We start from the raw sequence: 25,493 nt of genomic DNA, 5'->3' as shown, positions 1-25,493 counted from the left end.
TTTCCCGCCGGCTGTTCGCTCGCAGAAAATCCGCCGCCGGCTTCTGAGCCGGCGGCGTTGCGCGAATCGAGTTTATTGAGACGAGGTCGTGTACGGTTGGATACAATACTTTCTTCAGAAAAGATCCGTATTCGCACGTCGCACGCCAATGAACGAACAATATTCTCCGTGGGTGGAGGTCGAGGTTCCCTCGGCCTGGTGCGAGCATCCGCTCGTGGGAGAGCCTCACCGGCTCTTTGTCGCAAACCTGTTCGGCATACTTGCGGATCTCGATGCGGTCGTGCACACGAAGTACGTCCGCTCCGGCGACGACTTCGTTCCACGCACGACGAATTCCGTGCTGTTCTCCTACCATTCCGTCGGCGATGCGCCCAATGTCTGGCGCATCAAGGAAGGCCCGCTGCCGTATTACTTCTCTTTCGATCGGCGCGGCTACTCCGGCTGGTCGGAAATCGCGCATTCGGGGGACATGTACGCGCAGGCGCAGCAGATGGACCTCGAAGAGGCTCGGCGGATCGTGCGCAAGGCGCGTGAAGAAAGTGTCGGGCGCAACGTATCGAAGTATCCACAGCCGAGCATTTCGGTCTCGAATCTGCCTTCCGGGTTTGTCTTTTTTCCGCTTCAGATCACGTCTGACACGGTGCTGAAGCTGTCGCGGCTGGATTATTTCGATGTGCTGGACGCGGCAGTACGCACGGCTCAGGAGCGCCGTCAGGCGCTCGTCATCAAGCGTCATCCGTTGTGTACCGACGAGAAAATGGAGAGCGCGCTCGAGAAGCTGCGAGATGCGCCGTTCGTCACGATCACGGAAGCGTCCGTGCATCAGTGTCTGGCCGGCGCCAGGTCGGTGCTCTGCTGCAATTCGGGTGTCGGCTTCGAAGCGCTTCTACACGGCAAGCCCGTCTTCTCTTTTGGCGAAAGCGACTACAACGCGGCGGCCGAGCGTATCGCCCGAATCGAGGACGTCTCCTCGGTGTTCGACGGGAAAACGGCCGTTACTGCTGATACACGTGACCGGTTCATCGCCTACTTCCTGACGCGATATTGCTTCGATGCCCGAAGCAGCGAGCAGATCGCCGCCAAGGTGCGGCACGCGTTCGTCGCGGCGGGATGGCCGCAAGTCGTGTCGACGTTCCGAGGCGCATCGGAGGACGGCTCGTCGAAGGTGATGGAATTCGCCGTGGATCGGCCGCCGCATCTTCCACAGGTAGCGCTTCTGGACGAACGGGTGCAGCAGATCGCGAGCGAGCTCGCGGAGTTGAGACGGCAGACGGCGGCGAATCGCTTTGCCTCGAGCGACGACCTGACGCGCGCGTCGACCGAAATCTCGGGGCAATTCGAAAAGATGCTGGCCGAGCGCAACAAGTTCGACGAGGATCGCCGTCACCTCGAGGATGATCGCCGCCGTCTCGAGGACGATCGTCGCCGTCTCGATGAGATCATCGATTCGCTGCGCGCCGACGTGGCGCGCGCCGAGGCGGAATTGACGGCCAGCAGAAACGAAACGCGGGCATGGCAAGCGCGTTTCGACCAGATCCGCTACTCACGAAGCTGGCGTGTGCTGGCACCGGCGAGATACCTGGCGCGCAGGCTGCGCGGCGCGCATATGCCTGCCGAAGCGGAACAGGCCGCAGTCGTTGAGCAGCCCGCCGAGCCGGAACAGGTCGCAGTCGTTGAGCAACCCGTGCCGGTCGAGGCACCCTTCGGCTCGCCGGGCAGCCGCGAGTACGAAATCATCGTCAAAAGCGGGCTTTTCGATCGCGACTGGTATCTGTCGCAATACGAGGACATCGCTGTAGCCGGTACGGACCCGATCGAGCACTTCCTCAAAGCGGGCGCGCAAGAGCGACGCAATCCCTGCGCGTTCTTCGATGCCGGCTTCTATCTCTGGGTTTATCCGGATCTGGCCGAGAGCCAGGTGAATCCGCTGCTGCACTACATCGAATACGGATCCCGGGAGAACAGAACGCCGCATCCGCTGTTCGACGTCGAATGGTTCAAGGCGACGACGGGATTCGATCCGGAATCCGACGAAACCGCGCTGGCCGCGTACCTTCGCATGGCCGGCACGACAGACGTCTGGCCAACCAATCTTCTGTCCCGCTGCCGGACGATGCTGAATCTGGACAGCTTCGACGAACTGGACGGCTATATCAAGCGAGTCGTTGCGGCATGAGTGACAATCTGGAGCAACGAAACATGAAGGAGCAGACGACTCAGCCTTTGGTCAGCGTGGTCGTTCCTTGTTACAACCAGGGCCAGTACCTGGCCGACCTTGTCGAATCGGTCAATGCGTCGTGTTCTTCGCATCACGAGGTGCTCATCATCGACGATGGATCTACCGATTCGCTGACGCGTCGTTGCCTGGCCCGGATTCGATCCGAAGGGCCGCGTCAGGAAGTCAGGGTGATCTCGCGCGCGAACGGCGGTTTGCCCGCCGCCCGCAACACCGGGCTCGATGCGGCGAGAGGGCGGTACATCCAGTTCCTGGACTCCGACGACCTCGTCACACAGAACAAGCTCGATTTGCAGATCGAGGCGATGGAGGCCGATCCGTCGATCGACGTCCATCTCACGGAATTCGTGATGTGCGACGCGAGCCGATCCCGCTTCTGGCGCCTGGGTGTCTCGACGATTGCCGGTTTCGAATACGATCCGTCTTCGTTCGTCAAGTATTGGGAACGCGGCCTCACGATTCCGATTCATTGCGGTCTGTTCCGCGCGTCCGCCATTGGCGCGATTCGCTTCAACGAGCAACTGCGAGCCAAGGAGGACTGGATTTTCTGGGTCACGCTTGCAACGACCGGCGCTCGATTTGCATATTCCGACTTTGTCGGCGCCGTGTATCGGCAGCACGATTCGAATATGTGCAAGGACGGACGTTCGATGGCGCTGTCATATCTACGGGCGATACAGCATCTTCGGAATATGGGCGCACCGCTCGACGATGAATCGCAAAAGAGCCTGCTCGAGCATTACAACCGTTTTTACGTGCGTTTTTTTGGCACGGTAGACGCGGTGAATCCGTCGCCGGCTTTGGCGCACGATGAAGTCAATTATCTGTTGTCGTTTGCAAAGTAGATTATGGCCGGCCCTCAAATCGATATTATTATCCCCGTCTATAATCACGCGGATCATCTGGAAAGATGCATAAGGAGCGCAGCGGCTCAGACTTTTGCCGCGCAAAGAATCATTTGCGTGGACGATGCGTCGCCTGATCCGCGTGTGAAGGAGATCCTTTCGGAACTCGCCGCGCAGCTTCCGACCGTCGAAGTCATCACGCTGGAAAAGAATGGCGGAATCTGTCACGCGCAAAACGTTGCCGTGGCTGCGGCCACTGCGGAGTACATCGCGTTTCTGGATTGCGACGACTGGCTCATGCCTGACGCATTGATGTCCGTGGCCGATGCGCTGAAACAAACGCCTGCCGGATATGTGTTCACCGACCGCATCGATATCAATGAAGAGGCTGGCGAAGAGCGCGCGCGTCCGTACGGCGGGCAGCCTCAATTGCGTGAAACGCGGACGCACGCGGAAAATCTGCTCGACCATATGGTCGCGTCGCATTTAAAGGTCATCAGGAAGGAACTGATCGATCGCGTGGGAGGATTTGCGGAAGGCACCGACGGCGTTCAGGATTGGGACGTCGCGCTTAAAGTGTCGGAGATCGCGCCGCTGCTGCACGTGCCGAAGGCGGTTTATTACCATCGCGTGCATTCCGGACAAAACTCGTCTTACGACAATGTCGTCAATATGCGAAAGACGAACGAAGTCCGCCGTGCAGCGCAATTGAGGCGTTTTAATGCGTCGCTGCATGCCGGAAGGGATTTTCGCCTTCCTGTGATGATTGAGAAACTGCGACAGGGCGCGAGCGACTTTTTCTCGACGTTATCGTCGACGCATGTCATTCTTGCGCTCGATTCGAAGGGAAAAATTCAGTTCGTTCCGCAACACCGCGATTGCGTTCGACAACTGATCAATGCACACGCGCCGTCCGAATTGCTTTTGTTCGGCACGGACAATCTTTATTTGCCGATGCTCCAGGATATATGGGCATCGCAGTCGCGTCCGGCCATCGGCGTTTATCTTGGCGAATTCGAGGGAATTCCACGTGGCATTCATTCGCTGCGCTGGAGCAACAGTTATCTCGACTATGTTGTATGCGGTTCGTCCGAAGGACATATTTCGTTGCTCGGCTACACGCACCGCGCGCTGAAGATCTATGTACCGTCGCCGCCGCGCATCGCCGAGGAAACCGCAAACGACGCACGTGCGGTCGGTATCTGATCGTACGCATTTCTGTTCCGGTTGAACTCATACACGAGAGGGCACCCGTGTCGCTATAACTGCATAGCGACGAAATGATGGGTGCTCTTTCGAATTTACCCGCTTATCCTGGACTCCTTAAGTATTTATTACCTCTGGAGTCGAGTCGCTTCAGCCGCAGACTAGAGCTTGTTTTTTAGATGATCCGGGCGTCGCTGATATAATTTCGAGATTCGGGCACGCTTCGAGGCGTCGGGACGGCCGAATTCAGAGATCTATAGGGGCTTTCATGCAGCGGCTGGCTTGGTTGGTGCTCTTCCCGATCATTATTGCGACGATCTTTATTTTTAATCCGGCCGGATTGCGCCACGATGTAGGCGATGGCAATGGAAAATATATCGACATTGTCGACTCTTTCTCTGAGTATCTAATTAGAGATAAAGTAAAAAACGAGATTCTCGGCACGGAGAACAAGGGTGTATTGCTGATCGTTCCGCGCGGTTATGCAGATAAAGACTTCGCGTATTATCCGGACGGAACGAGGACTTATCTCGCCAATCTCGCCTTGCAAGGCTACGCTGCCTCGCTGGTTGCGCGTGGCCTCGGTCTGAAAACGGAAAAGCAAATCGACATTTTCCTGGGCGCATTCCGTATGTTGAATGCGCTTTTGCTCGCGTTGATTCTCTGCGTCTTTTTCCGGCGAATTTCAAGAGAGTACCATTTGAATTGCGCGCCGCTCGTGCCGATCTTGTTGTCATCGATGGCCGGATTGGTGTTTTTCTCACAGAACCTGTATTTCATAACGGCCGTGTTTTATGCGCCGTTCGCGTGGAGCGCTTTCGCCGCCGGCAGATGGTCGAATCGCGTGCTTTATGCGGGCTTCGTGGCGTTTTCATTCCTGAATTTCTCGCGCGGCTATGAGTTCGCGACGGTCTATACGATCAACTCCGTATTCGCGGCCTTATGTTTTCTGCGCGGTTCGCCGCGACAGGTCATCCGTGTGGCGGTTTTCGTGTTCGCATCCGTCTGCCTGGGCTTTCTCATCGCCGCCTTCGATCACGTGCTGATCGTCTGCCATGCGATCGGCCGAAGCTCTTTGCGCGTTGGCGCAGAACTCGCGTTTTCGACGCTGACTCACCGGACCGCAAGCTTCGACAGCGTTCCGTTGCCGTTCACCACGAAGTTCTTTGACACGATACGCGGCCGAATGGGCGACACCGCGTTCGTGTTTCCCTGGTTTTTCCAATGGAAGCTCACGGAAGGCAACGTCTTCGCAATCGCAACCATCGCCTTGTTAGTGCGTTTCCAGCGTCTTTCAAGACTGGAAAAGCTGGTGTTCGTATGGGCGCCGATATCCTATGTATCGTGGTACGTGTTCGCTTATCAGCACATCATGTGGCACTTCATGTATGAGTGGGACATTTTCTCGGCCACCATCGGCATCGGTTTCTGCATTCTCGCGTTGCAGTACTGCTCGGCGATCGCGCCATCCCTGCGCCGGTTGCGCAAGCGTATTGGCCAGGCGCCTGACGCCGCAAAGCGTGCTTATGCCGATGAATTGCAGAACTGACAACGAATACTGAAACGACGATGGAACAGTTGCCCGTTTTTCTCTCGGTTGTCGTCCTGACGAGAAATTGCGACAGTCGCCTGGACAGTATGATTCGTGCAATATCCGCGTCGGTTGCGTCTCTCGCGCGCGATCATGAATTGATCATTGTCGATAATGCGTCCACCGACGAATCCGTCGCCCGGCTGAAAAAGCTGACGAGCGTCGGCGGTATTCCGAATCTCCAGGTTTTCACTCTGACGAAGGAAGTCGATTCGGACACGGCGGCGTCCGTTGGCGTGGAGCATTCGCTTGGGGATTACGTTGCCATCATCGATCCGCTTCTGGATCAGATCGATTTCATCGGTGAGATGCTGCGCACGGCGAGCGAGGGCGCTGACGTGGTCCTTGCCGTCAATGAGACCAAGCCGCGCCGCACGTTCGCCTATCGCGTCTGCTCCTCGGTGTTCAACGTGCTTTACCGACGCCTGTCCGGTATCGACCTGGAGCGCGACGCGCCGCCGTTCCGGCTGCTGAGCCGCAAGGTCGTGCATCATTTGTTGCGGCATCAGCATCCCGCGGTGAGTTACCGGCATCTGCCCGTGACAGCGGGATTCGCACGCAAGAGCCTGCGGTACAGAAGCGCGCCGACCGACGCGACGGTCAAGCGCCTGGAAGATGGCTTCGATCGCGGCATGCGGCTGCTGGTCTCGACGACGCGCGTGCCGATGCGGCTCGTGACGGCGCTGACCCTTTTCGGCGCCGGCGCGAACGTCATATATTCCGCGTACGTTCTGCTCATCGCGATGTTCAAGTCAGATGTCGCGCCGGGGTGGGTCACGTTGTCCCTGCAGCAATCGGGCATGTTCTTTCTTCTGTCGCTCGTCATGCTCGTGCTGGGCGAATATCTGCTCAATGTCGCGCGTGCCAGCAGCGACGGCCCCGCGTACCACATTGCGCAGGAGTTCACGAGCGCGGAGATGTCGGGTCGCCGGAGGCTGAACATCGAGACTCATGGCGACTTGTCGGACGCGAAGGAAAGTCCCACGGAGAATGCTCCATGAGCGAGGTGCGTCGCGCCGTCGAGGAACAGGCGCTGATCATCGGCGGCGGGTTCTATGGCGCGGCGCTCGCATGCTATCTCCGCGAGCAGCGCGGCTTTTCGCGGGTGCTCGTGCTCGAGCAGGAAGAACAGCTGATGACGCGGGCTTCGTTCACCAATCAGGCGCGCGTGCACAACGGCTATCACTATCCGCGCAGCGTGACGACCGGCATTCGTAGCCGGGTGAATTTTCCTCGCTTCGTCGAGCAGTTCGGGCCGGCGGTCAGGTCCGATTTCGTCAAGCTGTATGCGATCGCCAGCAATTCCAACGTCGCGCCCGGACAGTTCGAGCGCTTCTGCCGCAGCATCGGCGCGCAACTCGAACTCGCGTCGCCGGCTCATGCCGCGTTGTTCGAGAAACGCCTGATTCGCAGCGTCTACGCGGTGCAGGAATACGCGTTCGATTCTCTCGTTCTGCGCGAGCTCATGGCGCAGCGCATGAAGGAACTGAACGTGGATGTCCGCTTCAACTCCAGAGTTCGTTCGCTGAGCAACCGGGCCGACGCGCTCGGCGCGATCGTGGAGAACGTGAGGACGGGTGAGCACTGGCCGATCGATGCGCAATGGGTGTTCAATTGCACTTACAGTAGAATCAATCGTCTGTCGGGCGATTTTCCCAAGGCAAGCACGGGGCTCAAGCATCAGGTCACCGAAATGGCCCTGATGAAGCCGCCACGGGCGCTGGAGGACATCGGCGTTACGGTCATGGACGGCCCGTTCTTCTCGTTCATGCCGTTTCCTTCGAAAGGGCTGCACAGCCTCTCTCACGTGCGATACACGCCTCATGTCGAATGGATCGAAGACGACGCATTCGACACGGAAGAGATGCTCGAGCGTTATTCGAAGGTAAGCAGGGTGGACCGCATGGTGCGCGATAGCGCGCGCTATCTGCCGATCCTCGAGGATGCGCAGTACGCGGACTCGCTGTTCGAAATCAAGAGCGTGCTCTTGAACAACGAACGCGACGACGGACGTCCAATCCTGCTCGAACGGCATGCGCAAATGCCGCGCTGCTTCTCGATACTCGGCGGGAAAATCGACAACGTGTTCGACGTTCTCGAAAGACTCGATGCCGTGTCTCTTCCCGTCCGTTGATCCTTACTCAACACATCGGATTTCGCCATGCCAGATGCTTTGATCGGCTATTCAGGATTTGTGGGAACGACCTTGCTGCGTCAGCGGTCATTCGAGAACACATACCGTTCCACCAACATCGCCGATATTCGGGGGCAGACGTTCGACACCGTCGTCTGCGCCGGTGCGCCCGCACAGAAGTGGATCGCCAATCGCGAACCGCAGGCAGACCGCGAGCGCATCGAATCGCTCATCGACCATTTGCGGGCGATGCGTTGCAAGACGTTCATCCTCATCAGCACGGTCGATGTGTTCGAGAACCCGCTGAATGTCGACGAGGATTCGAGCGTCGATGTGCGAAACCTCCATGCGTATGGCGCGAATCGGCGCATGCTGGAGGAATTTTGCGCATCGGCGGGTTTCGAGCGCCATTTGATCGTTCGCCTGCCGGGTCTCGTCGGGCCCGGCCTGCGCAAGAACGTGATCTTCGATCTGCTGAACGACAACAATCTCGCGGCGGTCGACAGTCGCGCGGCGTTCCAGTTTTATCCCATGGTCAATCTTTGGTCCGACATCGACCTCGCGCTGAAAGCCGGCCTCGATCTCGTGCACCTGACGGCGGAACCCGTGACGGTCGGAGAGCTCGCGCGCGAAGCGTTCGGTATCGAATTCGGCAACCAGACGCAGAATCAGCCGGCGCGATACGACATGCAGTCCCGCTTCGCCGAAGCGCTGGGCGGAAGCGGCCGCTATCAATACAGCAAGCGCGAATCGTTGATGGCAATCCGGGCGTATGCGCAATCCGAGCCCCGCCGCGCAAAGGAGTCGTCGTGATGAGAGTCTCCATCTCCAATCTCGCGTGGGAGCCGGACGAGGACGAGCAGGTCGTCTCCCTGCTGAACAAACATGGCGTCGACGCGATCGACATCGCGCCCAGCAAGTATTTCCCCGATATCGACGGCGCGACGGCCGAGGAGACGTCCGCCGTTCGCACGATGTGGGCCGATCGCGGCATTAAGATCGTCGGCATGCAGTCGCTGCTGTTCGGCACCGCGGGGCTGAACCTTTTCGGCGACGTCGACACGCAAAACCGCATGCTCGATCGTCTGCGGGCGGTCTGCCGCATCGGCGAGGGACTCGCCAGCAAAGAGGGCGTGCGTCTCACCTTCGGCTCGCCGAAGAACCGCGACATCGGTGATTTGACTCCGGATGCCGCGAAGGAAAGCGCCGTGAAATTTTTCGGCCGGCTCGCTCGCGTGGCGGACGATCACGGCGTGATCGTCTGCCTCGAACCCAACCCGCCGAAATACGGCTGCAACTTCATGACCGATACGGCCAGCGCCGCCGATATCGTCCGCGCGGTGGACCATCGGGCCATTCGCCTCCAGTTCGACAGCGGTGCGTCCGCGATCAACGGCGAAGATGTCGGGCACGCGATTCGGGCATTCGAGGACGTCATCGGTCATGTTCACGTGAGCGAGCCCGATCTCGTACCCGTGGGATCGGCGCCGGCTTCGGCGGCGTCTTATCACGGCGCGCTCGCGCGTGCGTTGTCCGGATCCGCGATCCATCCGCTCGTCACGATCGAAATGCTGACGCGCCGTGCCGAGACGCGTCTTGCCGACATCGATGCTGCGCTGGCATTCGTTTGTGGCACATATCGATCCGCGGCCGCATCCTTCAGGAAGAACACGCAGTGAACTCCATCCATAGCGCAGCCGGGCGCCTGCAGGACAGCACGGCCGAGATTCCCGCTTTCGATGCGCCGATCTGGCGCGGCAAGACGCGCGGCTACTGCGTCGTCATCCCGGTCATCAATGAGGGCGAACGCATTCAGCGGCTTCTTTCGCGCATGCACGCGATCGATGTCGACGGAATCGCCGATGTGATCGTCGTCGACGGCGGCAGCACCGACGGCTCACTCGCGCCCGCCTTTCTGGACAGCGTCGGCGTGCGCGGTTTGCTGGTCAAACGCGGACCCGGCAAACTCAGCGCGCAACTGCGCTGCGCCTATGCGTTTGCGCTCGAGCAGGGCTACGAGGGCATCGTCACGATCGACGGCAACGACAAGGACGATCCGGATCCGATCGCGCGGTTCATCGACGCCTTGAAGGAAGGCTACGATTTCGTGCAGGCGTCGCGCTTCCTTCCTGGCGGCGTGGCGGAAAACACGCCCGTGTCGCGCGACCTCGCGATCCGTCTGATTCACGCACCCGCGCTCTCGCTCGCGTCGGGCTTCCGCTGGACCGACACGACGCAGGGCTTTCGCGCCTACAGCAGCCGCATGTTGAGGGATGCCCGCATTGCGCCGTTTCGCTCGGTGTTTTCCGGGTACGAACTTCTGGCCTATCTGTCTTACCGCGTGCCGAAGCTCGGCTTTCGATGCATCGAGTTGCCGACCGTGAGACGTTATCCCGCCACGGGCGACACACCCACCAAGATCAGCGGCATTCGGGGAAACTGGGCGGTGCTCAAGGTCTTGTTCAAAGCCTGCCTCGGGCATTACAACCCCTGACTGGCCCATTTCGCCACGATGAAACAATTCATTCTGTTCGCTGTCGCCGGAACCGTCGGCTTTCTCGTCGATATCGCAGTGCTCTACCTGATGCTCGCGTGCGGCCTTGGCTACTTCGCGGGCCGGGCGATCTCGTTCATTGCGGCGGTCGTGGTCACATGGCAGATCAACCGGCGTTTTACCTTCGACGCAGAGGCGCCGGGCGGACTATGGCGCGAGTGGTGGCGCTATCTGGTGGCGATGTCGGCGGGCGGCGTGGTGAACTATTGCGCGTATACGGCCGTGGTGCTGCTGCTGCCGAAGACGCACTATCTGCCCGTCATCGCGGTCGCGGCCGGTTCGATCTGCGGCCTGGGCGTCAATTTCCTCTCTTCGAAGTTCTGGGTTTTCAAGCAGGCGTCCGCGTCGGAGTGAGTGTGTCCGGCGCGCAGCATTTGCCTACCAGTTCAGCCGCGCGATGTTCCCGTCGAACGGATCGGTATGGAAGCGATTCTGCCGAGGAAAAGGCCGATGTTGCTCTGATGCTCCGGAACGTGCGAAGCCCATACGCAATCGCATTCGGCGGGGAAGTCGATGTCTGCCCGTGCTTCAAGAAGATCTTCGAATGAAGCCGCGCGCCCCCATGCACCGTCCGATCCCAGGCGCTGAAGGCGCGCCGATTCAGCGGACTTCAGTTCGCCGAAAGCGCCATGCGCCGTTGCGCGAGTCTCGTTCTGACGGCGTCGGCTATCCGAATGCCTCTTCGACGCAGTGGATCTTCGATGATCCGGTGTGTGAATTCGGTAAAGGCGGCCGTCAGCACGATGAAGATCAGAATGGGCGGCAGAATATTGGCCGCATCCAGCATGGCGAAACGATGCGACAACGCGCGCCATATCGCGCTCGCGCAAAAGAGCGCCGGATAGTGGGTGAGATACATCACGTAAGACCGCGCGCCGATGGCGACCAAGATTCGTTTGAGAAGACCCGGGAGCTTGATGTAGTTCGCGTCATACGAGGCGATCCAGACGATCGCAGCGGATACGAACGCGATCAGCCCCGTGGACACCGATCCAATCAATACCTTTGACCCGAGCGTGGCGAGCGCCGCAAACAGGATGGTCAGCACGGGTATCGCGAATAGGCGATGCCGGAGGATGCGCGGGTTCATCGTCGCGTAACCGGGCGTCCTGCTCCACAGCGCGATGAGCACACCCAGCGCGATCGCGTCAGTGCGAAACGCCCACAGCGGAGACGTGACGGGGCGCGGAATGAAGAACTGGGCGGCGACGACCACAAGCATGATCATCGCGAGCAGACGCCGGGAGCAGAAAGCAATGAGAAAAGGAAAGATCAGATAGAACTGCTCTTCGAGCGCCAGAGACCAGTAAATCGCAAGGCTGCCGCATTCGTTCTTTGGCCGGCACATCGCCACTTCGAAATTGGCGACCTGAAGAAGCGCCGTCAAACCTTCCTTGAAGTTGACGTTGAACGGCGCATAGAAACCCGTCTTGTCGAGTGGAAAGCTCAACGCCATGCCAACGACGATCCACAACCACGCCGACGGCGCGAGCCTGAAAAATCGCTTTATCCAGAAGGGAAATGCGAATTCGCCGAACGGCCCGCTATCCGGCCTGCGCGACCGGCTTTGGAGAATGGACCGCGTAATGATGAAACCGGAAATGCAGAAGAAGAGATCGACGCCGCTGCCGAAATTGAAATAGCGGTTGTTGGTCGGAAACTCGGATGCATACCAGAGCAGCGCGGGGAAATGAGCAAGAATCGTGAAGCCGATCGCGACCGCTCTGAGCACTTCGAGGTCTTCGTTCTTGGCATGCTTCGATGCAACGGCGGCGGGCAGGGCGCGATCGTTCTGGGGTCTCATCAGGGGAGGGCGCAACTTTGTAAAAAAAGATGATGCCACAACTCCCACCGTGCCATGCCTGATGTCGATGCACGCCTTCCCCTAAAGCGACGCGCGCTTGAACACGAACCGCGGCACGTTCCGGATGATCAGCATGATCCCCCACCAGAACCACGGCGTATAAACCACGTCCTTCTTCCTGTCGATTCCGCGCACGATATCCCTCGCGACCTTCTCTGGCGTGGCGACGAGCGGCCCCGGCAACGGCAGCCCCGCAGTCATTGGCGTGGCGACGAAGCCCGGCTTGATATCGACGACATGCACGCCGACCTTGAACAACCGCGCGCGCAAGCCTTCGAGAAACGCCTGCAACGCGGCCTTCGCGCTGCCATAAAGATAATTCGACGGACGCCCGCGATCTCCCGCCACCGACGAGATCACCGCGAGCGCCCCGTGCCGCTGCGCCTCGAGCCGATTGGCGATCGGCGTGATGAGCGCAATCAGCGAAAGCGCATTGGTATGAAACTCGCGCACCGCGACGGCGGGATCGCTCTGGCAGGCCGCCTGGTCCGGCAGCGTGCCCGACGCAATCAGCACGATATCGATCGAATCCATGTGCGCGGCGCAGTCAGCGAGCATCGCGGCGTGATCGTCGAGCTTGTCGATATCGAGCCGATACGTGGCAACCGAAGCCGCCCCCCGCGCCGTCAAATCGGCGGCGACCTGCTCCATGCGTTCCTGGTTGCGCGCGACGAGAAAGAAGCGCGCGCCTCTCGCGGCCCATTCTCGCGCGCAGGCGATGGCGATAGCGGACGTGGCGCCCACGATGACGATGTTCTTCATAGGCCGGTCATTCGTTTCCAGAAATGCGACAGCATGGCCGGATCGCGAAGCGATTCGAGCGCCTGCCATCGGGGATAAGCGGCGCGGAAATCGGCGCCCGACATGTGCGCGTCCTTGGCCGGGTAGATGCGTCCGCCGGCATCGCGCACGATCGCGTCGAGCCCGTCGAAGAGCTGCGAATTACGCAATTCATGCTGCGGAAAGTCGAGCGCGAGCGAGGTGCCTTCCATCGGAAACGACAGCAGCCCCGGCGACGGAATGTTCCCGCAGCGCTTGAGCACCGCGAGAAACGAACCCGTGCCGCTCGATGAAATGCGATCGAGCATCGCGCGCACCGCATCGCGCGCGCTCGCTGCCGGCACGACGCACTGATACTGCTGAAACCCCTGCGGCCCGTAGATGCGGTTCCATTCGAGCAGACTGTCGAGCGGATAGAAATAGCCGTCGTAACCGACGCGCGAAAGCTCGATCGCGCGTCGCTGCTTCCGGTAGTACAGCTCGTTGAACGCGCGCAGCGTGAGGCCGTTGATGAGCGAAACGGGCGGCGTGAACGGCACGCGGCGCGTGTTGCGCTGTTCGACATCGAGCGAGCCGTGGATTGCGTGATCGCCCGCCATGAAGATGCCGCGCCCGAGCGCCGGTCCGCGGCTCGCGCAATCGACCCACGCGACGCAATACTCGTGCTTCGCGTCGTACTCTTTCGAGAGATCGAAGAACTCGTCGAGCTTGCCGAAGCGGATGCTCGTCACGTCGATGAGACTCGTGCGGATCGGCATCAGCGAGAACTCGGCCCACAGGATGAGTCCCGTCAGCCCGAGCCCGCCGATCGTCGCATTGAACATCTCCGTGTTCGATTCCGGCGAGCATTCGATGAACGTGCCGTCGCTGCGCGCGAGGCCGAACGCGCGCACATGCCGCCCGAACGTGCCGCGCACGTGATGGTTCTTGCCGTGCACGTCGTTGGCGATCGCGCCGCCCAGCGTCACGTACTTCGTGCCCGGCGTGACCGGCAGCATCCAGCCGCGCGGCACCGCGAGCGCGAGAATCTGCTCGAACGTGATGCCGGGCTCGGCGCGCACGATGCCGCGCGTCCAGTCGGCGGCGATGATCCGGTCGAGCGCGAGCGTCTGAAAGACGTGATTCGAACTCGCGAGGCAGACGTCGCCGTAGCTTCGGCCATTGCCGAACGCGAGCGTCGTGCCGTGTTCGCGCTGCACGTCGCGCCATCGCGCCTGCGCTTCGTCGCGCCAGTGCGCGGCGTGCGCGGTCTGCGGCAGGCGCGGGTAGCGGCCCCAGGAGAGCAGTTCGCTCATCGCTCAGATCGCGAGCCAGAATGCGAAGCCGCACAGCGCGACGACGACGAGGCTCATGCGATCGCGCGCCGCGAACACGATGGGATCGTCGTTCATGCGTCCGCGATGCGTGATGACCCATGTCCGGCTGAACCAGTAGAGCATCAGCGGACAAACCATCCAGATGTATTGCGGATGCCGGTAAAGCACGGTGGTGCGTTCGTCCTGGATATAGAGCGCGAGCACGAGCACCGAGATGTAACCCGACGACGTGCCCAGCGACGACACGATGGCCAGATCGCTCGCCAGATAACCTCGCCCGCGCGCGCCTTCGCGCCCGGACTTCATCATCGCGTGAAGCTCGGTGTAGCGCTTGACGAGCGCGAGGCTCAGGAACGCGAACATCGAGAAAGCTAGCAGCCAGAACGTGAGCGGGACATGGATCGCCGCGGCGCCCGCGACGATGCGCGTGGTGTACAGCGCGGCAAGCACGACGACGTCGATCATCACCTGACGCTTGAGCGCGAGCGAATAGGCGAGCGTCAGCACGTAGTAGCCGAGCAGGACCGCATTGAATTTCCACGACAAGAACGTGAGCGCGATCGAGAACGCGGCGGCGAGCAGGACAGGGCAGAGCGCCATGCCCCATGCGAGCGGCATCGTGCCGGCGGCGAGCGGGCGCCGGCGCTTCACCGGATGCTGCCGGTCGTCCTGCAAGTCGAGCAGATCGTTCAGCAGATACACGCTCGATGCACACAGCCCGAACGCGAAGAACGCAATCACGGCGGACTCGATGGCCGCCGGCGACTTCAGCTGATGCCCTGCGAGCAGCGGCACGAAGATCAGCACGTTTTTCAGCCACTGATGCAGCCGCAGCGACTTGGCCCAGACCTTGAGCGTCGGCGGGCGATTCTCGAAGACCTGTTCGACGTTGTCGTGCTTCGATGCGGCGCGCACGACGCCCGCGTGCGGATTGACCACGTACGCGCGATCGGCGGCGGCCCAGACGGACATGTCATCGTGCGAATTGCCGACGTAATCGAAGCCCTTCTCGCCGTACTCGGCGACGAGCCGGTCGCGCTTGCGATGCGCGGAAAGGTTGACGCGCTCGTCGGTGGCGAACACGCGATCGAAGATGCCGAGATGCTCCGCGATGCGATGCGCGAACGATTCATGGCTCGCGGTGGCGAGCGCGATCGTGCGGCCCGCGGCGCGCATGTCCTTCAGCCAGTTCACGACCTGCGTGTTGTAGGGCAGCGTCGCGACATCGATGCTCACGTGCTCGGCGAGCCGCGACTTGAGCACGGACTTGCCGCCGCTGGAAAGCCACAGCAGCGGCTTGAAGAATTTCTGCGGTGAGGATCTCAGGAAGGCGAATCCGCTCTCGACGAGAATGTCGGAGTGAATCAACGTGCCATCGAGATCGACGACGATGGGCTTGCTCATTCAATTCACGTTGAGATGATTGCTTAAGCCCACGACCGGGCGGAACCGGGCCTGGCCGTCTTCTCAGCGACGGCTTCGGCACCGGCTTTGTCGAGTTTTCCAGGCACATCGTATATGGTGTCGATTTTTCCGCCAAGCAACGTGTGACGTAGCGCCGGAAAAACGCCGAACCACCGAACCATGTTCTGAACACATGCAACTCGCGCTGCTCTACACCTTTTTCGCCGCCATCGCGACGCTTGCCAACATCGGCGCGCAGGATCTGACTACGCGCGTCTATAGCGGCCCCTGGCATGTTTTGCTGTCGGTGTTCGTCGGCACGGGCGTCGGTCTCGTCGTGAAATATCTGCTCGACAAGAAATGGATCTTCCGCTTCAAGGCGGAGAATGCGCGTCACGACGCGACCATGTTCACGCTCTACGTCACGATGGGCCTCGTCACCACAGCGATTTTCTGGGGCGTCGAATTCGGCTTCAATCACGTCTTCGGAACGGCCGAAATGCGCTACGTCGGCGGCTGCATCGGTCTCGCGATCGGTTATGTGATCAAGTACCGCCTCGACAAGCGCTACGTGTTTCGCACGTTCGCCTGACGCGACGCCCCGCCGCCCGCGGTTGCCGAAACCTCCGACATTAAGGACAATCTTGGCGTCTTCCACCCGTCGATGCGGTCCGTTTTCCTTTCGTGGCGCGGACGCCCCATTTGTCCGATGAACGCGAACGCCCCGCCGATCACTCTCAGCATTTCCATCGTCGTCTACCGGCCCGATGCCGCGTTGCTCGCGCGCACCGTCGAAACGCTGGAATCCGCGCTCGCCCAACTGCACGATGTCGCCGGGCGCCCGTGCCTGTATCTGATCGACAACGGCAATCCGGGCGAGCTCGCCGACCTGCCGGCGCCCTCGGATGCCGAATTCGACACCGTGGTGCTCAAAGGGCACGGCAATGTCGGTTATGGACGCGGCCACAATCTCGCCATCGAGCGCGCGAACAGCCGCTTCCATCTGATTCTCAATCCCGACGTCGAACTCAATGCCGATGGCCTGCGCCGCGCGCTCGCCTTTCTGCACGGCTCGCCGGAAACCGGTCTGCTCGCGCCGTGGATCGGCGGCGACGATGGCCGTCAGCAGTTTCTTTGCCGCCGCTATCCGACCGTGCTCGACCTTTTCGTGCGCGGCTTTCTGCCGTCGGCGCTGCGCAAGCCGTTCGCGGGGCGCCTCGCGCGCTACGAAATGCGCGATGTCATCGGCGACAGCAATATCGTGTGGGATCCGCCGATCGTGAGCGGCTGCTTCATGCTCTTCAGAACCGATGTGCTCAAGTCGCTCGGCGGCTTCGATCCGCGCTATTTCCTCTATTTCGAGGACTACGACCTGAGCCTGCGCACGCGCCGCGTCGCGCGCATCGCCTATGTGCCGTCGGTGCGAATCCTGCATCACGGCGGCGGCGCGGCGAAGAAGGGCTCGGTACACATCAAGCTGTTCGTCACGTCGGCGTACCGGTTCTTCAACCGTTTCGGCTGGAAATGGCTATGAGCGAATCCGGCCGACGCATCGCGATAACCGGCGCCAACGGCTTCGTCGGCCGCGCGGTGAGCCGTGCGCTCGCGGCGCGCGGGATCGGCGCGACAGGGCTCGTGCGGCGCGACGCGCAGTGCGAACCGGGCGTCGACGTGCGCCATATCGACGGCCTCGATTCGATCGCGCCCGAAGCCTTTGCCGGTTGCGACGCAGTGATCCATCTTGCGGCGCGCGTCCACGTAATGGCCGACGCCGCCGCCCAATCGCAGGCCGTGTTGAAGGCGTATCGGGCGGTCAACGTCGACGGCACGCTCGCCGCCGCCGAATCCGCGCGGCGAGCGGGTGTCACGCGCTTTGTCATGATGAGCAGCGTCAAGGCGCTCGGCGAAAGCGCTCCGGGCCGCCCGTTCACCGAAGACGACGCGCGCAATCCGCCCGATGCCTACGGCGTGTCGAAAGCCGAAGCCGAAGTGAAACTGCTCGAATTCGGCAGCCGCACCGGGCTGGAAATCGCCATCGTGCGGCCGCCGCTCGTCTACGGCCCCGGCGTGCGCGCCAATTTCCTGGCGATGATGAACGCGATCGCGCGCGGCATCCCGTTGCCGCTCGGCGCGATCGATGCGCGCCGCAGCCTCGTCTCCGTCGACAATCTCGCGAGCGCGACGATCGAATGCGCGCTCCATCCGGCCGCGGCGGGCCGCCTGTTCCATGTCACGGACGGCGACGACCCGAGCGTCGCCGAACTCGCGCGCAAGCTCGGCCAACATCTCGGCAAACCGGCGCGGCTCGTGCCGGTGCCGGTGGGACTCTTGCGCGGCGTCGGGCGTCTGACGGGCAAGACCGCGCAGATCGATCGGCTGACCGGCAGCCTGCGCCTCGATTCGAGCCGCATCCGCGAGACGCTCGGCTGGCAAGCGCCGCAATCGCTCGACGAAGGCCTCGCCGTCACGGCCGCGTGGTTTCGCTCGACGCGCGCGCAATAAACGGTTCTCGCGATCGGAAACGTCCGTCGCGAACGTTAAAATATGCGCGGCTTCGATATCGGCGCGATTTTCGTTATCCGTCAGTTATTTACGACTCATTCCGGCGACCGTTCGCGTATCCTTGCGGGTTTGCCCGGGATAAAAGTCGCCGGGACGATCGGGGCTTCGTTTTCGACAACTCATAACAACGCATGCTGCATTCGTATTTCCAAGCTTCGCCGCCGCTGGCCGCGATGTCGGTCGCGGTATTGGCGTTCGCCGCCTGCGCGCTGATTCTGCGGACGCTCATCCGCACGGGCCTCGCGTGGCGCCTCGCCACCGATATCCCCAACGAGCGTTCGCTGCACGAACGGCCCACGCCGCGCGTCGGCGGCTGGGGCATCGTGCCGGTCGCCGTCGTCGCGCTTCTCGTCGCGGCCCCGTCGATGTGGCTCGTCGCGGCCTGCGCGGTCTTCCTCGCGGCCGTCTCGCAGATCGACGACCGACGCGGTTTGCCCGCGCGCGTGCGCTTCGCGGCGCATATCGTCGCGGTGACGCTCGTGATCGTCGCGCATCCGGCGAACGCGCCGTGGTGGGCGCTCGCATTCGTCGGCTTTCTGATGCTGTGGCTCGTCAATCTCTACAACTTCATGGACGGCTCCGACGGGCTCGCCGGCGGCATGGCGCTGTTCGGATTCGGCGGCTACGCGCTCGCGGCGCTCGCCGGACCCGCGCCGCAAGCCGATCTCGGCCTGGCGAGCGCGGCGATCGCCGGAGCGGCGGCCGGTTTCCTGACCCTCAATTTCCATCCGGCTCGGATTTTTCTCGGCGATGCCGGGTCTATTCCGTTGGGATTTCTCGCAGGCGCGCTCGGGTTCTGGGGCTGGCAACGGGGCGCATGGCCCGTCTGGTTTCCGGCGCTCGTGTTTTCTCCGTTCATCGCGGATGCCACGGTCACGTTGCTGCGACGCCTCGCGCGCGGTGAAAAATTTTGGCAGGCGCATCGAGAGCATTACTATCAGCGCATGGTGCGCCTTGGAATGGGGCACGCGCGCACCGCGCTCACGTGGTATCTGCTCATGCTGGCGGGCATGATCCTCGCGAACTGGGCGCTGTGGTTTTCCGTCACGGGGCAGTGGGCGGCGGTTGCTGGCTGGGCAGTCGTGGTTGTGGCAGCGGGCGCGGTCGTCGACGCGCAGTGGCGTCGTCATGAAACGCGCCATACCGGACAATCTTGAGGGTCCATGCTGATGAATCGAATAAAAGCTACATGGCTATCGGCGGGGGCGTTCGGCTTTGATCTCGTGGCCGTCGTCGGAGCCTGGGTCGTCGCTTACCTGCTGCGCTTCAACGGCAGCGTGCCGCATGATTTCCGCGATGGCGCGCTGCACGCGCTCTTGTGGGTCGTGCCGGTCTACGCCATCGTCTTTCGCGTCTTCGGGCTGTATCGCGGCATGTGGGTGTTCGCGAGCCTGCCGGACCTGATGCGTATCTCCAAATCGATCGTCGTGGGCGCGCTCGTCGTGATGGTGGGCGCGGTGATGTCGCAGCCGACGCCGATCATCCCGCGCTCGGTGCTCATCGTCTCGCCGCTTCTGCTGTTTCTCGCGATGGGCGGCGCGCGCGCGCTTTATCGCGCGGGCAAGGAGTTCTATCTGTACGGCGGTCTGGTCGGTCAGGGCAAGCCCGTGATCGTGCTCGGCGCGGGCACGGCGGGCGCGATGCTCGCCCGCGAGCTTGCGCGCTCCAGCGAATGGCGTCTCGTCGGCCTGCTCGACGACGATCCCGCCAAGCAGGGCCGCGAAGTGCTCGGCCACAAGGTCCTCGGCGGGTTCAGCGACCTCTCCCGATTCGCGGAGCAGTACAAGACCGACTACGTGATCATCGCGATTCCTTCCGCGTCGGTCGAGGAGCAGCGGCGCGTCGCCACGTTGTGCGTGCGCGCCGGCGTCAAGGTGATGGTGCTGCCCGCGCTCACGCCGCTCACCGAAGGCGGCAACTTCCTGTCGCGCGTGCGGCAGATCGACCTCGAAGACTTGCTCGGCCGCGAGCCGGTGAAGATCGACATGCCGCACGTCGAGCAACTGCTCCACGGGCGCGTCGTGATGGTGACGGGCGGCGGCGGCTCCATCGGCTCGGAACTGTGCCGTCAGATTCTGCGTTTCTCGCCCGCGCAGCTCATCGCCTACGACCTCTCCGAATATGCGATGTATCGCCTCATCGAGGAACTGCACGAGAAGTTTCCGGAGTGCTCGGTGATTCCGGTCGTCGGCGACGCGAAGGATTCGCTGCTGCTCGATCAGACGATGGCGCGCTTCACGCCGCACATCGTTTTCCATGCGGCGGCCTACAAGCACGTCCCGCTGATGGAAGAGCAGAACGCGTGGCAGGCCGTGCGCAACAACGTGCTCGGCACGCTGCGCGTCGCGCGCGCGGCGATTCGCCACAACGTGCGCCATTTCGTGCTGATCTCCACCGACAAGGCCGTCAACCCGACCAACGTGATGGGCGCCTCCAAGCGTCTCGCCGAGATGGCCTGTCAGGCGCTGCAGCAATCCGCGCCGCGCACGCAGTTCGAGACGGTGCGCTTCGGCAACGTGCTCGGCAGCGCGGGCAGCGTGATCCCGAAATTTCAGCAGCAGATTGCGAAGGGCGGTCCGGTCACGGTCACGCATCCGGAAATCACGCGCTTTTTCATGACGATTCCGGAAGCCGCGCAACTCGTGCTGCAGGCGTCGAGCATGGGGCGCGGCGGCGAGATCTTCATTCTCGACATGGGCCAGCCCGTGAGAATCGTCGATCTCGCGCGCGACCTCATCCGTCTCTATGGCTTCACGGAAGAGCAGATCCGCATCACGTTTACTGGGCTGCGTCCGGGCGAAAAGCTCTACGAAGAACTGCTCGCCGACGACGAAACCACCACGCGCACGCCGCATCCGAAGCTGCGCATCGCGCAGGCGCGCGGCGTGCCGGACGATTTCATCGACGAATTGCTGCCCTGGCTGATGCAGCATCGCGTGCTCTCCGACGAAGAAGTGCGCCGCGATCTGCGCCGCTGGGTGCCCGAGTATCAGACGGCGACGATGCCCGTGCTGCAAAGCGTGCCCGTCGCGAAGGCGGCGAACGAACGCGGCGCGGCCGGCTGACCGCAACGGGGTCACGCATGACGACGCTCGACGAAGTCCATGCGCTGACCCACGCGGGATCGCTGTTATCGCTAAGCGGCGAGATCGTCGCGCCTTACGATCTCGAAGTCGCGCACGCCGATGCATCCGCTTTCTCCGCGCTGCCCGCCACCATCCTGAACGCGGGCCGCGAACACTTCGACGCCGACTATGCGCGCGAGCGCCGCGTGCATCTCGTCAACGCGTTCGGCGTCACGCTCGGCGATTCGATCATCGGGCTTACGGCGCTCTCCGCCGTCAAGCGCCTTTATCCGCATCTTCGGTTCACGATCTATCGGCCGGCGCGCGCGCCGCGCTACGTGCAGCGTCTTTACGAGCTTGCCGCGCCGCGTCTCGCCGATATCGTCGGTCTGCCCGTGCCGCTCGCGAGCCTGCCTGCCGATGAACCGAAGATCGACGTCGGCAATCAGCTTTTCTGGCCGCGCTTCGCCTCGATGCCGATGATCGACTTCTTCCTTTGGGCGATGGGCATCGCGCCTTCGACCATCGCCGCCGCCGACAAGCGCAATCGCTGGCTCGCCGATGTGCCGCTCAAGCCGATCGCAAACGAGCCATACGCGCTGTTTTGCCCGAACGCGAGCACGCCGGTGCGCAGCATTCCGGCGTCGATGCGCGCGCGTATCGTCGCGCGTCTCGCGGATGAAACCGGCCTGCCGGTGATGGGTTTCGGGCCCGTCGACGATCCGCGTTATCGCGATATCGCGCCGTTTTGCATCGACACGGACGATTTCCTCGCGTGGATCGGGCGCGCGCGCTATCTCGTCACGGCGGATACGGCGGCGCTACACGCCGGCGCGGGATTCGACGTGCCGACGACCGCGTTCTTCACGACGATCCCCGCCAACATGCGCGCGCGCGATTATGCGAACTGCGTCAAGGTGGAATTCAGCTTGCCGCATCTGGAGGGCGTGCACGCGAGCGCGCGGCCCGCCGATCTGCGCGCGCTCGAGCGCGCCTATCGCGATTACGACTGGCGCGCGATGCCGTTCGCGGATGCATCGCCGCAAACGACGCCCGCGTTCAGTTTCCCTTGCTCACCTGAAACGACGGCAGGCGCGCATACAACTCCGCAACCCAGTCGATGAACACGCGCACGCGCCTCGGCTGATGCCGGTTGGCCGCATACAGCACCGACACCACGCGCGGATACGACGGATATTCCCGTAGCACTTCCTTCAACGCGCCGCTTCTGACGAGCGGATCGAGCGTATAGCTCGAGCTTTGAATCAGCCCGAGCCCGTTGGCGCCCGCCGCGATATACGAATCGCCGTCGTTCACGGCGATCTTGTGCTTCATCGCGATGGTGCGGGTTTCGCCATCGACGACGAATTCCCAATTGCGCACGCGTCCCGAGTTGTTCAGCACATAGCCGACGGCGAGATGCTGCTCGAGGTCATCGAGCGACGTCGGCTCGCCGTGCTTTTCGATGTATCCCGGCGACGCGCAGGTGATCTGCGTATACGCGCCGATGCGTTTCGCGACCAGCCCGACATCGCCCACCGCGCCCACGCGCACGACACAATCGACCGCTTCCTCGACGAGATCGACTTGCCGGTCCGTCAGCACCAGCTCGACGCCGATATCCGGATACGCGGCGAAGAATTCCGGCAGCGCGGGAATGATCGTGTTCTTCGCCATCACTTGCGGCAGGCTGACTTTCACATTGCCCTTGGGACTCAGCTTGGAATGCGACAGCGACGCTTCCATGTCGTCCACTTCGCCGAGCACGCGCACGCAGCGCTCGTAATAGGCTTCGCCGTCTTCGGTGATGCTGATGCTGCGCGTCGTGCGATTGATGAGGCGCGCACCGAGATGCGCTTCGAGCGCCTGAAGCGTGCGCGAGACGCTCGCGGGCGGCAGGCGCAGGGCATCGGCTGCCTTGGAGAAACTGCCCGCCTCGACGACTCGCGCGAAGACTTTCATTGCAAGGAAGCGGTCCATGCTCGATCCCGGAAACGTGATCGCGCGCCTCGATGGGCGCGCGAGAGAAAAGAGCCTGCGATCATACTGAAGTTCGTCAGCCCATGCGCTGCGAGTGAACTGACGCGAAGCTCAGAGCCCGAGTCCCTGACAGAGCCGCCACGAGTAGTGCTCGATCATCCGCTGGAACGGCGCGTGATGGCCGTAGGCGATCGACGAAACCGCCAGCAGCGCGCAACCCGCGACGAGTGCGCGCGGCATCTTGCGCGGCGTTTCGAAGACGCGCATGAGGAAGAGGGCGGCGATGACCGCGCCGAGCACCCAGCCCGCGACGACTTCGGCGGGCGTGTGCGCGTCCTGCATGATGCGGCTCGCGCCGATGGCCGCCGCGAGCGCGAGTCCGCCCGCCGCGCCCAGCCGATGCCAGCTTCCGCCGAATGCGCCGAACAGCAAGCCGCCCGCGACGGTGTAGATCGACGCGGCGAGCATCGTGTGTCCGCTGATCATGCGCAACTGGATCGCGGCGATCTCGACGCCGCAGCCGGCATAGAGAATCTTCGACAGACCGACGAGCCCCATGCCGATCGCGAGCAGCACGGCCCAGCGCACCGCGAGGCGCACGTCGACCGTGCGCAGCCACAGCGCGCAGACGAGCGCGAGTGGCAGCAGAAAGGCCGCGTCGCCGAGATTCGAAAGCGTCCAGAGTACCTTTGATTCCATGCGTATTTGTTCTAGGCCGGCTCCGGACGTTTACGAACCGTCGCCCTGTTTTCGGCGGCCTGCCATCCGGTATTCGGTCGGCGAGATCGAGAGCCGCTTGCGGAAGATTTTCGCGAGGCCGTCGCCGCTGCCCGCGCCGCAGCGCCGCGCGATCTTGTCGACCGGCAGATCGGTCGCGGCCAGCAACATGCAGCTCGCATCGAGCCGCGCGCGCAACAGGTATTCCGACGGCGTCAGCCCGATCTGCGCCTTGAAGCGGCGCAGGAAATTGCGCTCGCTCATCGCGGCGACGCGCGCCGCATCGGTGATCGAGATCGGCCGCACGTAGTTCTCGCGGATCCAGCGCGCGGCGGCGTCGATCTTCTGGCGCACGCTGCCGGCTTCGGTATCGTCGAGCACGGTGGCGAGCTTCTGCCACGCGCCCGGAATGGAGCGCTCCGATACTTCACGCGCGAGCGCCGCGCCGTGGTCGCGCTTGATGATCGACAGCGCCGCCGCGATCGGCCCTTTGGGATCGTCGAGCGTGAGCGTTTGTTCCGCGATGAAAAGCGGATTCGACAACGCCGGCGCAAGCGCGCGGCCTTGCGGCTCGCCGGCGAAATCGAGCGTGCGGTTCTGCACGTCGAGATTGGCCGCGGCGAGAATCTGCGCGCCTTCGCCGATCGCCTTGATGAACGGAATCTTCGGCGCCACGCGCGCGAGGCGCTTGCGCAGCGCGGCATCGTTACGCGCATGACGCGCGCCCACGCCGCCCGCGATGAACAGCGCGTCGCATTCGTTCATCCAGCGCGTTTCGAGACTCTCGGTCCAGATCCGCATCGAGCAACTGCTCGCCACGCTCCCGCCATCGCTCGACAGAAACATCAGCGAATAATTCGGCGCCTGCGCGCGTGCGTTGGCGTCGGCGGGCAGATGCACCTGATTCGCGACCGAGAAGACCTCGGAGATCGAGCTGACTTCGACGAGCGAAAAGTCCTCGAAGATCAGAATGCCGATTCGCTTCGCCGCGCTGGTCATATCGGCGGACGGCACGTCGGGCGCGACCGCGCGCACGACCTGAAGCCGGCCCGTACCATTGGCGTACACCATCGACTTCTCCCTGTGCGAACCGCGGCAGGCGTCGTGCCCGGCCGGGGTCCGATCGATGCAGGAACGTAAGTAGCGGGAAAGTGAGCTTACATGGGCGCACTATACGCGGCGCCCGGCAGCCGCCGCGCGCCGAGTCCGAAATTGACGAAGTGTTGGCAGATGATCTCG

General features: G+C 62.3%; 23 protein-coding genes. 16 read left to right on the top strand and 7 right to left on the bottom strand.

The window, feature by feature from the left end; genetic code table 11:
* Positions 1-148: 148 nt before the first annotated feature.
* The 10 genes from NCS67_RS09930 to NCS67_RS09885 all read left to right on the top strand — a co-directional run bounded on the left by NCS67_RS09930 (position 149) and on the right by NCS67_RS09885 (position 10,920).
* On the top strand, positions 149-2,176 hold the full coding sequence (locus NCS67_RS09930; protein WP_250435047.1) for a capsular polysaccharide export protein, LipB/KpsS family: 2,028 nt from the start codon (positions 149-151) through the stop codon (positions 2,174-2,176).
* Between the two features lie 23 nt (positions 2,177-2,199).
* Complete coding sequence (locus NCS67_RS09925; protein ID WP_250435046.1) at positions 2,200-3,081, top strand: glycosyltransferase family 2 protein; 882 nt, start codon at positions 2,200-2,202, stop codon at positions 3,079-3,081.
* 3 nt (positions 3,082-3,084) lie between these two features.
* Positions 3,085-4,287 carry a glycosyltransferase gene (locus NCS67_RS09920; protein WP_250435045.1) on the top strand — a complete coding sequence of 401 codons (1,203 nt, stop codon included), beginning with the start codon at positions 3,085-3,087 and terminating at the stop codon, positions 4,285-4,287.
* A gap of 268 nt (positions 4,288-4,555) precedes the next feature.
* Positions 4,556-5,836 (top strand): hypothetical protein, encoded by a 1,281-nt coding sequence (locus NCS67_RS09915; protein ID WP_250435043.1) that lies wholly within the window; start codon positions 4,556-4,558, stop codon positions 5,834-5,836.
* Positions 5,837-5,856: 20 nt separating this feature from the next.
* Positions 5,857-6,879: a glycosyltransferase gene (locus NCS67_RS09910; protein ID WP_250435041.1), complete on the top strand. Its 1,023-nt coding sequence runs from the start codon at positions 5,857-5,859 to the stop codon at positions 6,877-6,879.
* Positions 6,876-8,012 carry an FAD-dependent oxidoreductase gene (locus tag NCS67_RS09905; protein ID WP_250435039.1) on the top strand — a complete coding sequence of 379 codons (1,137 nt, stop codon included), beginning with the start codon at positions 6,876-6,878 and terminating at the stop codon, positions 8,010-8,012. Before NCS67_RS09910 ends, NCS67_RS09905 begins: the two co-directional genes overlap by 4 nt.
* A 27-nt stretch (positions 8,013-8,039) precedes the next feature.
* A complete protein-coding gene (locus NCS67_RS09900; protein WP_250435038.1) occupies positions 8,040-8,825 on the top strand; it encodes an NAD-dependent epimerase/dehydratase family protein in 786 nt (261 codons plus the stop codon).
* Entirely contained in the window at positions 8,825-9,691 is an 867-nt protein-coding gene (locus NCS67_RS09895; RefSeq protein ID WP_250435037.1) for a sugar phosphate isomerase/epimerase family protein, read from the top strand. Before NCS67_RS09900 ends, NCS67_RS09895 begins: the two co-directional genes overlap by 1 nt.
* Positions 9,688-10,506 carry a glycosyltransferase family 2 protein gene (locus NCS67_RS09890; protein ID WP_250435036.1) on the top strand — a complete coding sequence of 273 codons (819 nt, stop codon included), beginning with the start codon at positions 9,688-9,690 and terminating at the stop codon, positions 10,504-10,506. Before NCS67_RS09895 ends, NCS67_RS09890 begins: the two co-directional genes overlap by 4 nt.
* Positions 10,507-10,524: 18 nt before the next feature.
* On the top strand, positions 10,525-10,920 hold the full coding sequence (locus tag NCS67_RS09885) for a GtrA family protein (protein ID WP_250435035.1): 396 nt from the start codon (positions 10,525-10,527) through the stop codon (positions 10,918-10,920).
* Between the two features lie 256 nt (positions 10,921-11,176).
* On the opposite strand, the gene NCS67_RS09880 is transcribed toward NCS67_RS09885, so the two are convergent.
* The 4 genes from NCS67_RS09880 to NCS67_RS09865 all read right to left on the bottom strand — a co-directional run bounded on the left by NCS67_RS09880 (position 11,177) and on the right by NCS67_RS09865 (position 15,930).
* Entirely contained in the window at positions 11,177-12,370 is a 1,194-nt protein-coding gene (locus NCS67_RS09880; RefSeq protein ID WP_250435034.1) for an acyltransferase family protein, read from the bottom strand.
* Between the two features lie 81 nt (positions 12,371-12,451).
* Complete coding sequence (locus NCS67_RS09875) at positions 12,452-13,192, bottom strand: SDR family oxidoreductase (protein ID WP_250435033.1); 741 nt, start codon at positions 13,190-13,192, stop codon at positions 12,452-12,454.
* On the bottom strand, positions 13,189-14,505 hold the full coding sequence (locus NCS67_RS09870) for an FAD-binding oxidoreductase (RefSeq protein WP_250435032.1): 1,317 nt from the start codon (positions 14,503-14,505) through the stop codon (positions 13,189-13,191). Before NCS67_RS09870 ends, NCS67_RS09875 begins: the two co-directional genes overlap by 4 nt.
* Positions 14,506-14,508: 3 nt before the next feature.
* A complete protein-coding gene (locus NCS67_RS09865; protein WP_250435030.1) occupies positions 14,509-15,930 on the bottom strand; it encodes a UbiA family prenyltransferase in 1,422 nt (473 codons plus the stop codon).
* A gap of 193 nt (positions 15,931-16,123) precedes the next feature.
* On the opposite strand from NCS67_RS09865, the gene NCS67_RS09860 reads away from it, so the two are divergent.
* The 6 genes from NCS67_RS09860 to NCS67_RS09835 all read left to right on the top strand — a co-directional run bounded on the left by NCS67_RS09860 (position 16,124) and on the right by NCS67_RS09835 (position 22,681).
* Positions 16,124-16,522: a GtrA family protein gene (locus NCS67_RS09860; RefSeq protein WP_008342550.1), complete on the top strand. Its 399-nt coding sequence runs from the start codon at positions 16,124-16,126 to the stop codon at positions 16,520-16,522.
* Between the two features lie 117 nt (positions 16,523-16,639).
* Positions 16,640-17,464, top strand: a complete 825-nt coding sequence (locus tag NCS67_RS09855) for a glycosyltransferase family 2 protein (RefSeq protein WP_034474349.1) — start codon at positions 16,640-16,642, stop codon at positions 17,462-17,464.
* The gene (locus NCS67_RS09850) at positions 17,461-18,432 is read left to right on the top strand and encodes a UDP-glucose 4-epimerase family protein (protein ID WP_250435028.1); all 972 of its coding nucleotides are present in this window, start codon (positions 17,461-17,463) and stop codon (positions 18,430-18,432) included. The genes NCS67_RS09855 and NCS67_RS09850 overlap by 4 nt, the downstream gene beginning before the upstream one ends.
* Positions 18,433-18,623: 191 nt before the next feature.
* Positions 18,624-19,649 (top strand): MraY family glycosyltransferase, encoded by a 1,026-nt coding sequence (locus NCS67_RS09845; RefSeq protein WP_051996840.1) that lies wholly within the window; start codon positions 18,624-18,626, stop codon positions 19,647-19,649.
* Positions 19,650-19,661: 12 nt separating this feature from the next.
* Complete coding sequence (locus tag NCS67_RS09840) at positions 19,662-21,557, top strand: polysaccharide biosynthesis protein (protein ID WP_175980403.1); 1,896 nt, start codon at positions 19,662-19,664, stop codon at positions 21,555-21,557.
* Positions 21,558-21,574: 17 nt separating this feature from the next.
* Positions 21,575-22,681 carry a glycosyltransferase family protein gene (locus NCS67_RS09835; RefSeq protein WP_250435026.1) on the top strand — a complete coding sequence of 369 codons (1,107 nt, stop codon included), beginning with the start codon at positions 21,575-21,577 and terminating at the stop codon, positions 22,679-22,681.
* On the opposite strand, the gene NCS67_RS09830 is transcribed toward NCS67_RS09835, so the two are convergent.
* From NCS67_RS09830 to NCS67_RS09820, 3 genes are all read right to left on the bottom strand, one after another.
* Complete coding sequence (locus NCS67_RS09830) at positions 22,617-23,537, bottom strand: LysR family transcriptional regulator (protein WP_033537194.1); 921 nt, start codon at positions 23,535-23,537, stop codon at positions 22,617-22,619. The genes NCS67_RS09835 and NCS67_RS09830 overlap by 65 nt on opposite strands.
* 111 nt (positions 23,538-23,648) lie before the next feature.
* Positions 23,649-24,236: a phosphatase PAP2 family protein gene (locus NCS67_RS09825; RefSeq protein WP_250435025.1), complete on the bottom strand. Its 588-nt coding sequence runs from the start codon at positions 24,234-24,236 to the stop codon at positions 23,649-23,651.
* Between the two features lie 30 nt (positions 24,237-24,266).
* Positions 24,267-25,325 (bottom strand): GlxA family transcriptional regulator, encoded by a 1,059-nt coding sequence (locus NCS67_RS09820; RefSeq protein ID WP_034472789.1) that lies wholly within the window; start codon positions 25,323-25,325, stop codon positions 24,267-24,269.
* Positions 25,326-25,493: the final 168 nt, after the last annotated feature.

Source organism: Caballeronia sp. ATUFL_F2_KS9A (assembly GCF_023630765.1).
GTDB lineage: Bacteria > Pseudomonadota > Gammaproteobacteria > Burkholderiales > Burkholderiaceae > Caballeronia > Caballeronia zhejiangensis.
Note: the sequence above shows the minus strand (reverse complement) of the source record. Positions and strands in the feature narration are given on the sequence as shown.

Excerpts from the sequence above, each read along its gene's own strand:
- NCS67_RS09930 (WP_250435047.1), top strand. The coding sequence starts at position 149 with ATGAACGAACAATATTCTCCGTGGGTGGAGGTCGAGGTTCCCTCGGCC.
- NCS67_RS09925 (WP_250435046.1), top strand. The coding sequence starts at position 2,200 with ATGAAGGAGCAGACGACTCAGCCTTTGGTCAGCGTGGTCGTTCCTTGT.
- NCS67_RS09920 (WP_250435045.1), top strand. The coding sequence starts at position 3,085 with ATGGCCGGCCCTCAAATCGATATTATTATCCCCGTCTATAATCACGCG.
- NCS67_RS09915 (WP_250435043.1), top strand. The coding sequence starts at position 4,556 with ATGCAGCGGCTGGCTTGGTTGGTGCTCTTCCCGATCATTATTGCGACG.
- NCS67_RS09910 (WP_250435041.1), top strand. The coding sequence starts at position 5,857 with ATGGAACAGTTGCCCGTTTTTCTCTCGGTTGTCGTCCTGACGAGAAAT.
- NCS67_RS09905 (WP_250435039.1), top strand. The coding sequence starts at position 6,876 with ATGAGCGAGGTGCGTCGCGCCGTCGAGGAACAGGCGCTGATCATCGGC.
- NCS67_RS09900 (WP_250435038.1), top strand. The coding sequence starts at position 8,040 with ATGCCAGATGCTTTGATCGGCTATTCAGGATTTGTGGGAACGACCTTG.
- NCS67_RS09895 (WP_250435037.1), top strand. The coding sequence starts at position 8,825 with ATGAGAGTCTCCATCTCCAATCTCGCGTGGGAGCCGGACGAGGACGAG.
- NCS67_RS09885 (WP_250435035.1), top strand. The coding sequence starts at position 10,525 with ATGAAACAATTCATTCTGTTCGCTGTCGCCGGAACCGTCGGCTTTCTC.
- NCS67_RS09880 (WP_250435034.1), bottom strand. The coding sequence starts at position 12,370 with ATGAGACCCCAGAACGATCGCGCCCTGCCCGCCGCCGTTGCATCGAAG.
- NCS67_RS09875 (WP_250435033.1), bottom strand. The coding sequence starts at position 13,192 with ATGAAGAACATCGTCATCGTGGGCGCCACGTCCGCTATCGCCATCGCC.
- NCS67_RS09870 (WP_250435032.1), bottom strand. The coding sequence starts at position 14,505 with ATGAGCGAACTGCTCTCCTGGGGCCGCTACCCGCGCCTGCCGCAGACC.
- NCS67_RS09865 (WP_250435030.1), bottom strand. The coding sequence starts at position 15,930 with ATGAGCAAGCCCATCGTCGTCGATCTCGATGGCACGTTGATTCACTCC.
- NCS67_RS09860 (WP_008342550.1), top strand. The coding sequence starts at position 16,124 with ATGCAACTCGCGCTGCTCTACACCTTTTTCGCCGCCATCGCGACGCTT.
- NCS67_RS09855 (WP_034474349.1), top strand. The coding sequence starts at position 16,640 with ATGAACGCGAACGCCCCGCCGATCACTCTCAGCATTTCCATCGTCGTC.
- NCS67_RS09850 (WP_250435028.1), top strand. The coding sequence starts at position 17,461 with ATGAGCGAATCCGGCCGACGCATCGCGATAACCGGCGCCAACGGCTTC.
- NCS67_RS09845 (WP_051996840.1), top strand. The coding sequence starts at position 18,624 with ATGCTGCATTCGTATTTCCAAGCTTCGCCGCCGCTGGCCGCGATGTCG.
- NCS67_RS09840 (WP_175980403.1), top strand. The coding sequence starts at position 19,662 with ATGAATCGAATAAAAGCTACATGGCTATCGGCGGGGGCGTTCGGCTTT.
- NCS67_RS09835 (WP_250435026.1), top strand. The coding sequence starts at position 21,575 with ATGACGACGCTCGACGAAGTCCATGCGCTGACCCACGCGGGATCGCTG.
- NCS67_RS09830 (WP_033537194.1), bottom strand. The coding sequence starts at position 23,537 with ATGGACCGCTTCCTTGCAATGAAAGTCTTCGCGCGAGTCGTCGAGGCG.
- NCS67_RS09825 (WP_250435025.1), bottom strand. The coding sequence starts at position 24,236 with ATGGAATCAAAGGTACTCTGGACGCTTTCGAATCTCGGCGACGCGGCC.
- NCS67_RS09820 (WP_034472789.1), bottom strand. The coding sequence starts at position 25,325 with ATGGTGTACGCCAATGGTACGGGCCGGCTTCAGGTCGTGCGCGCGGTC.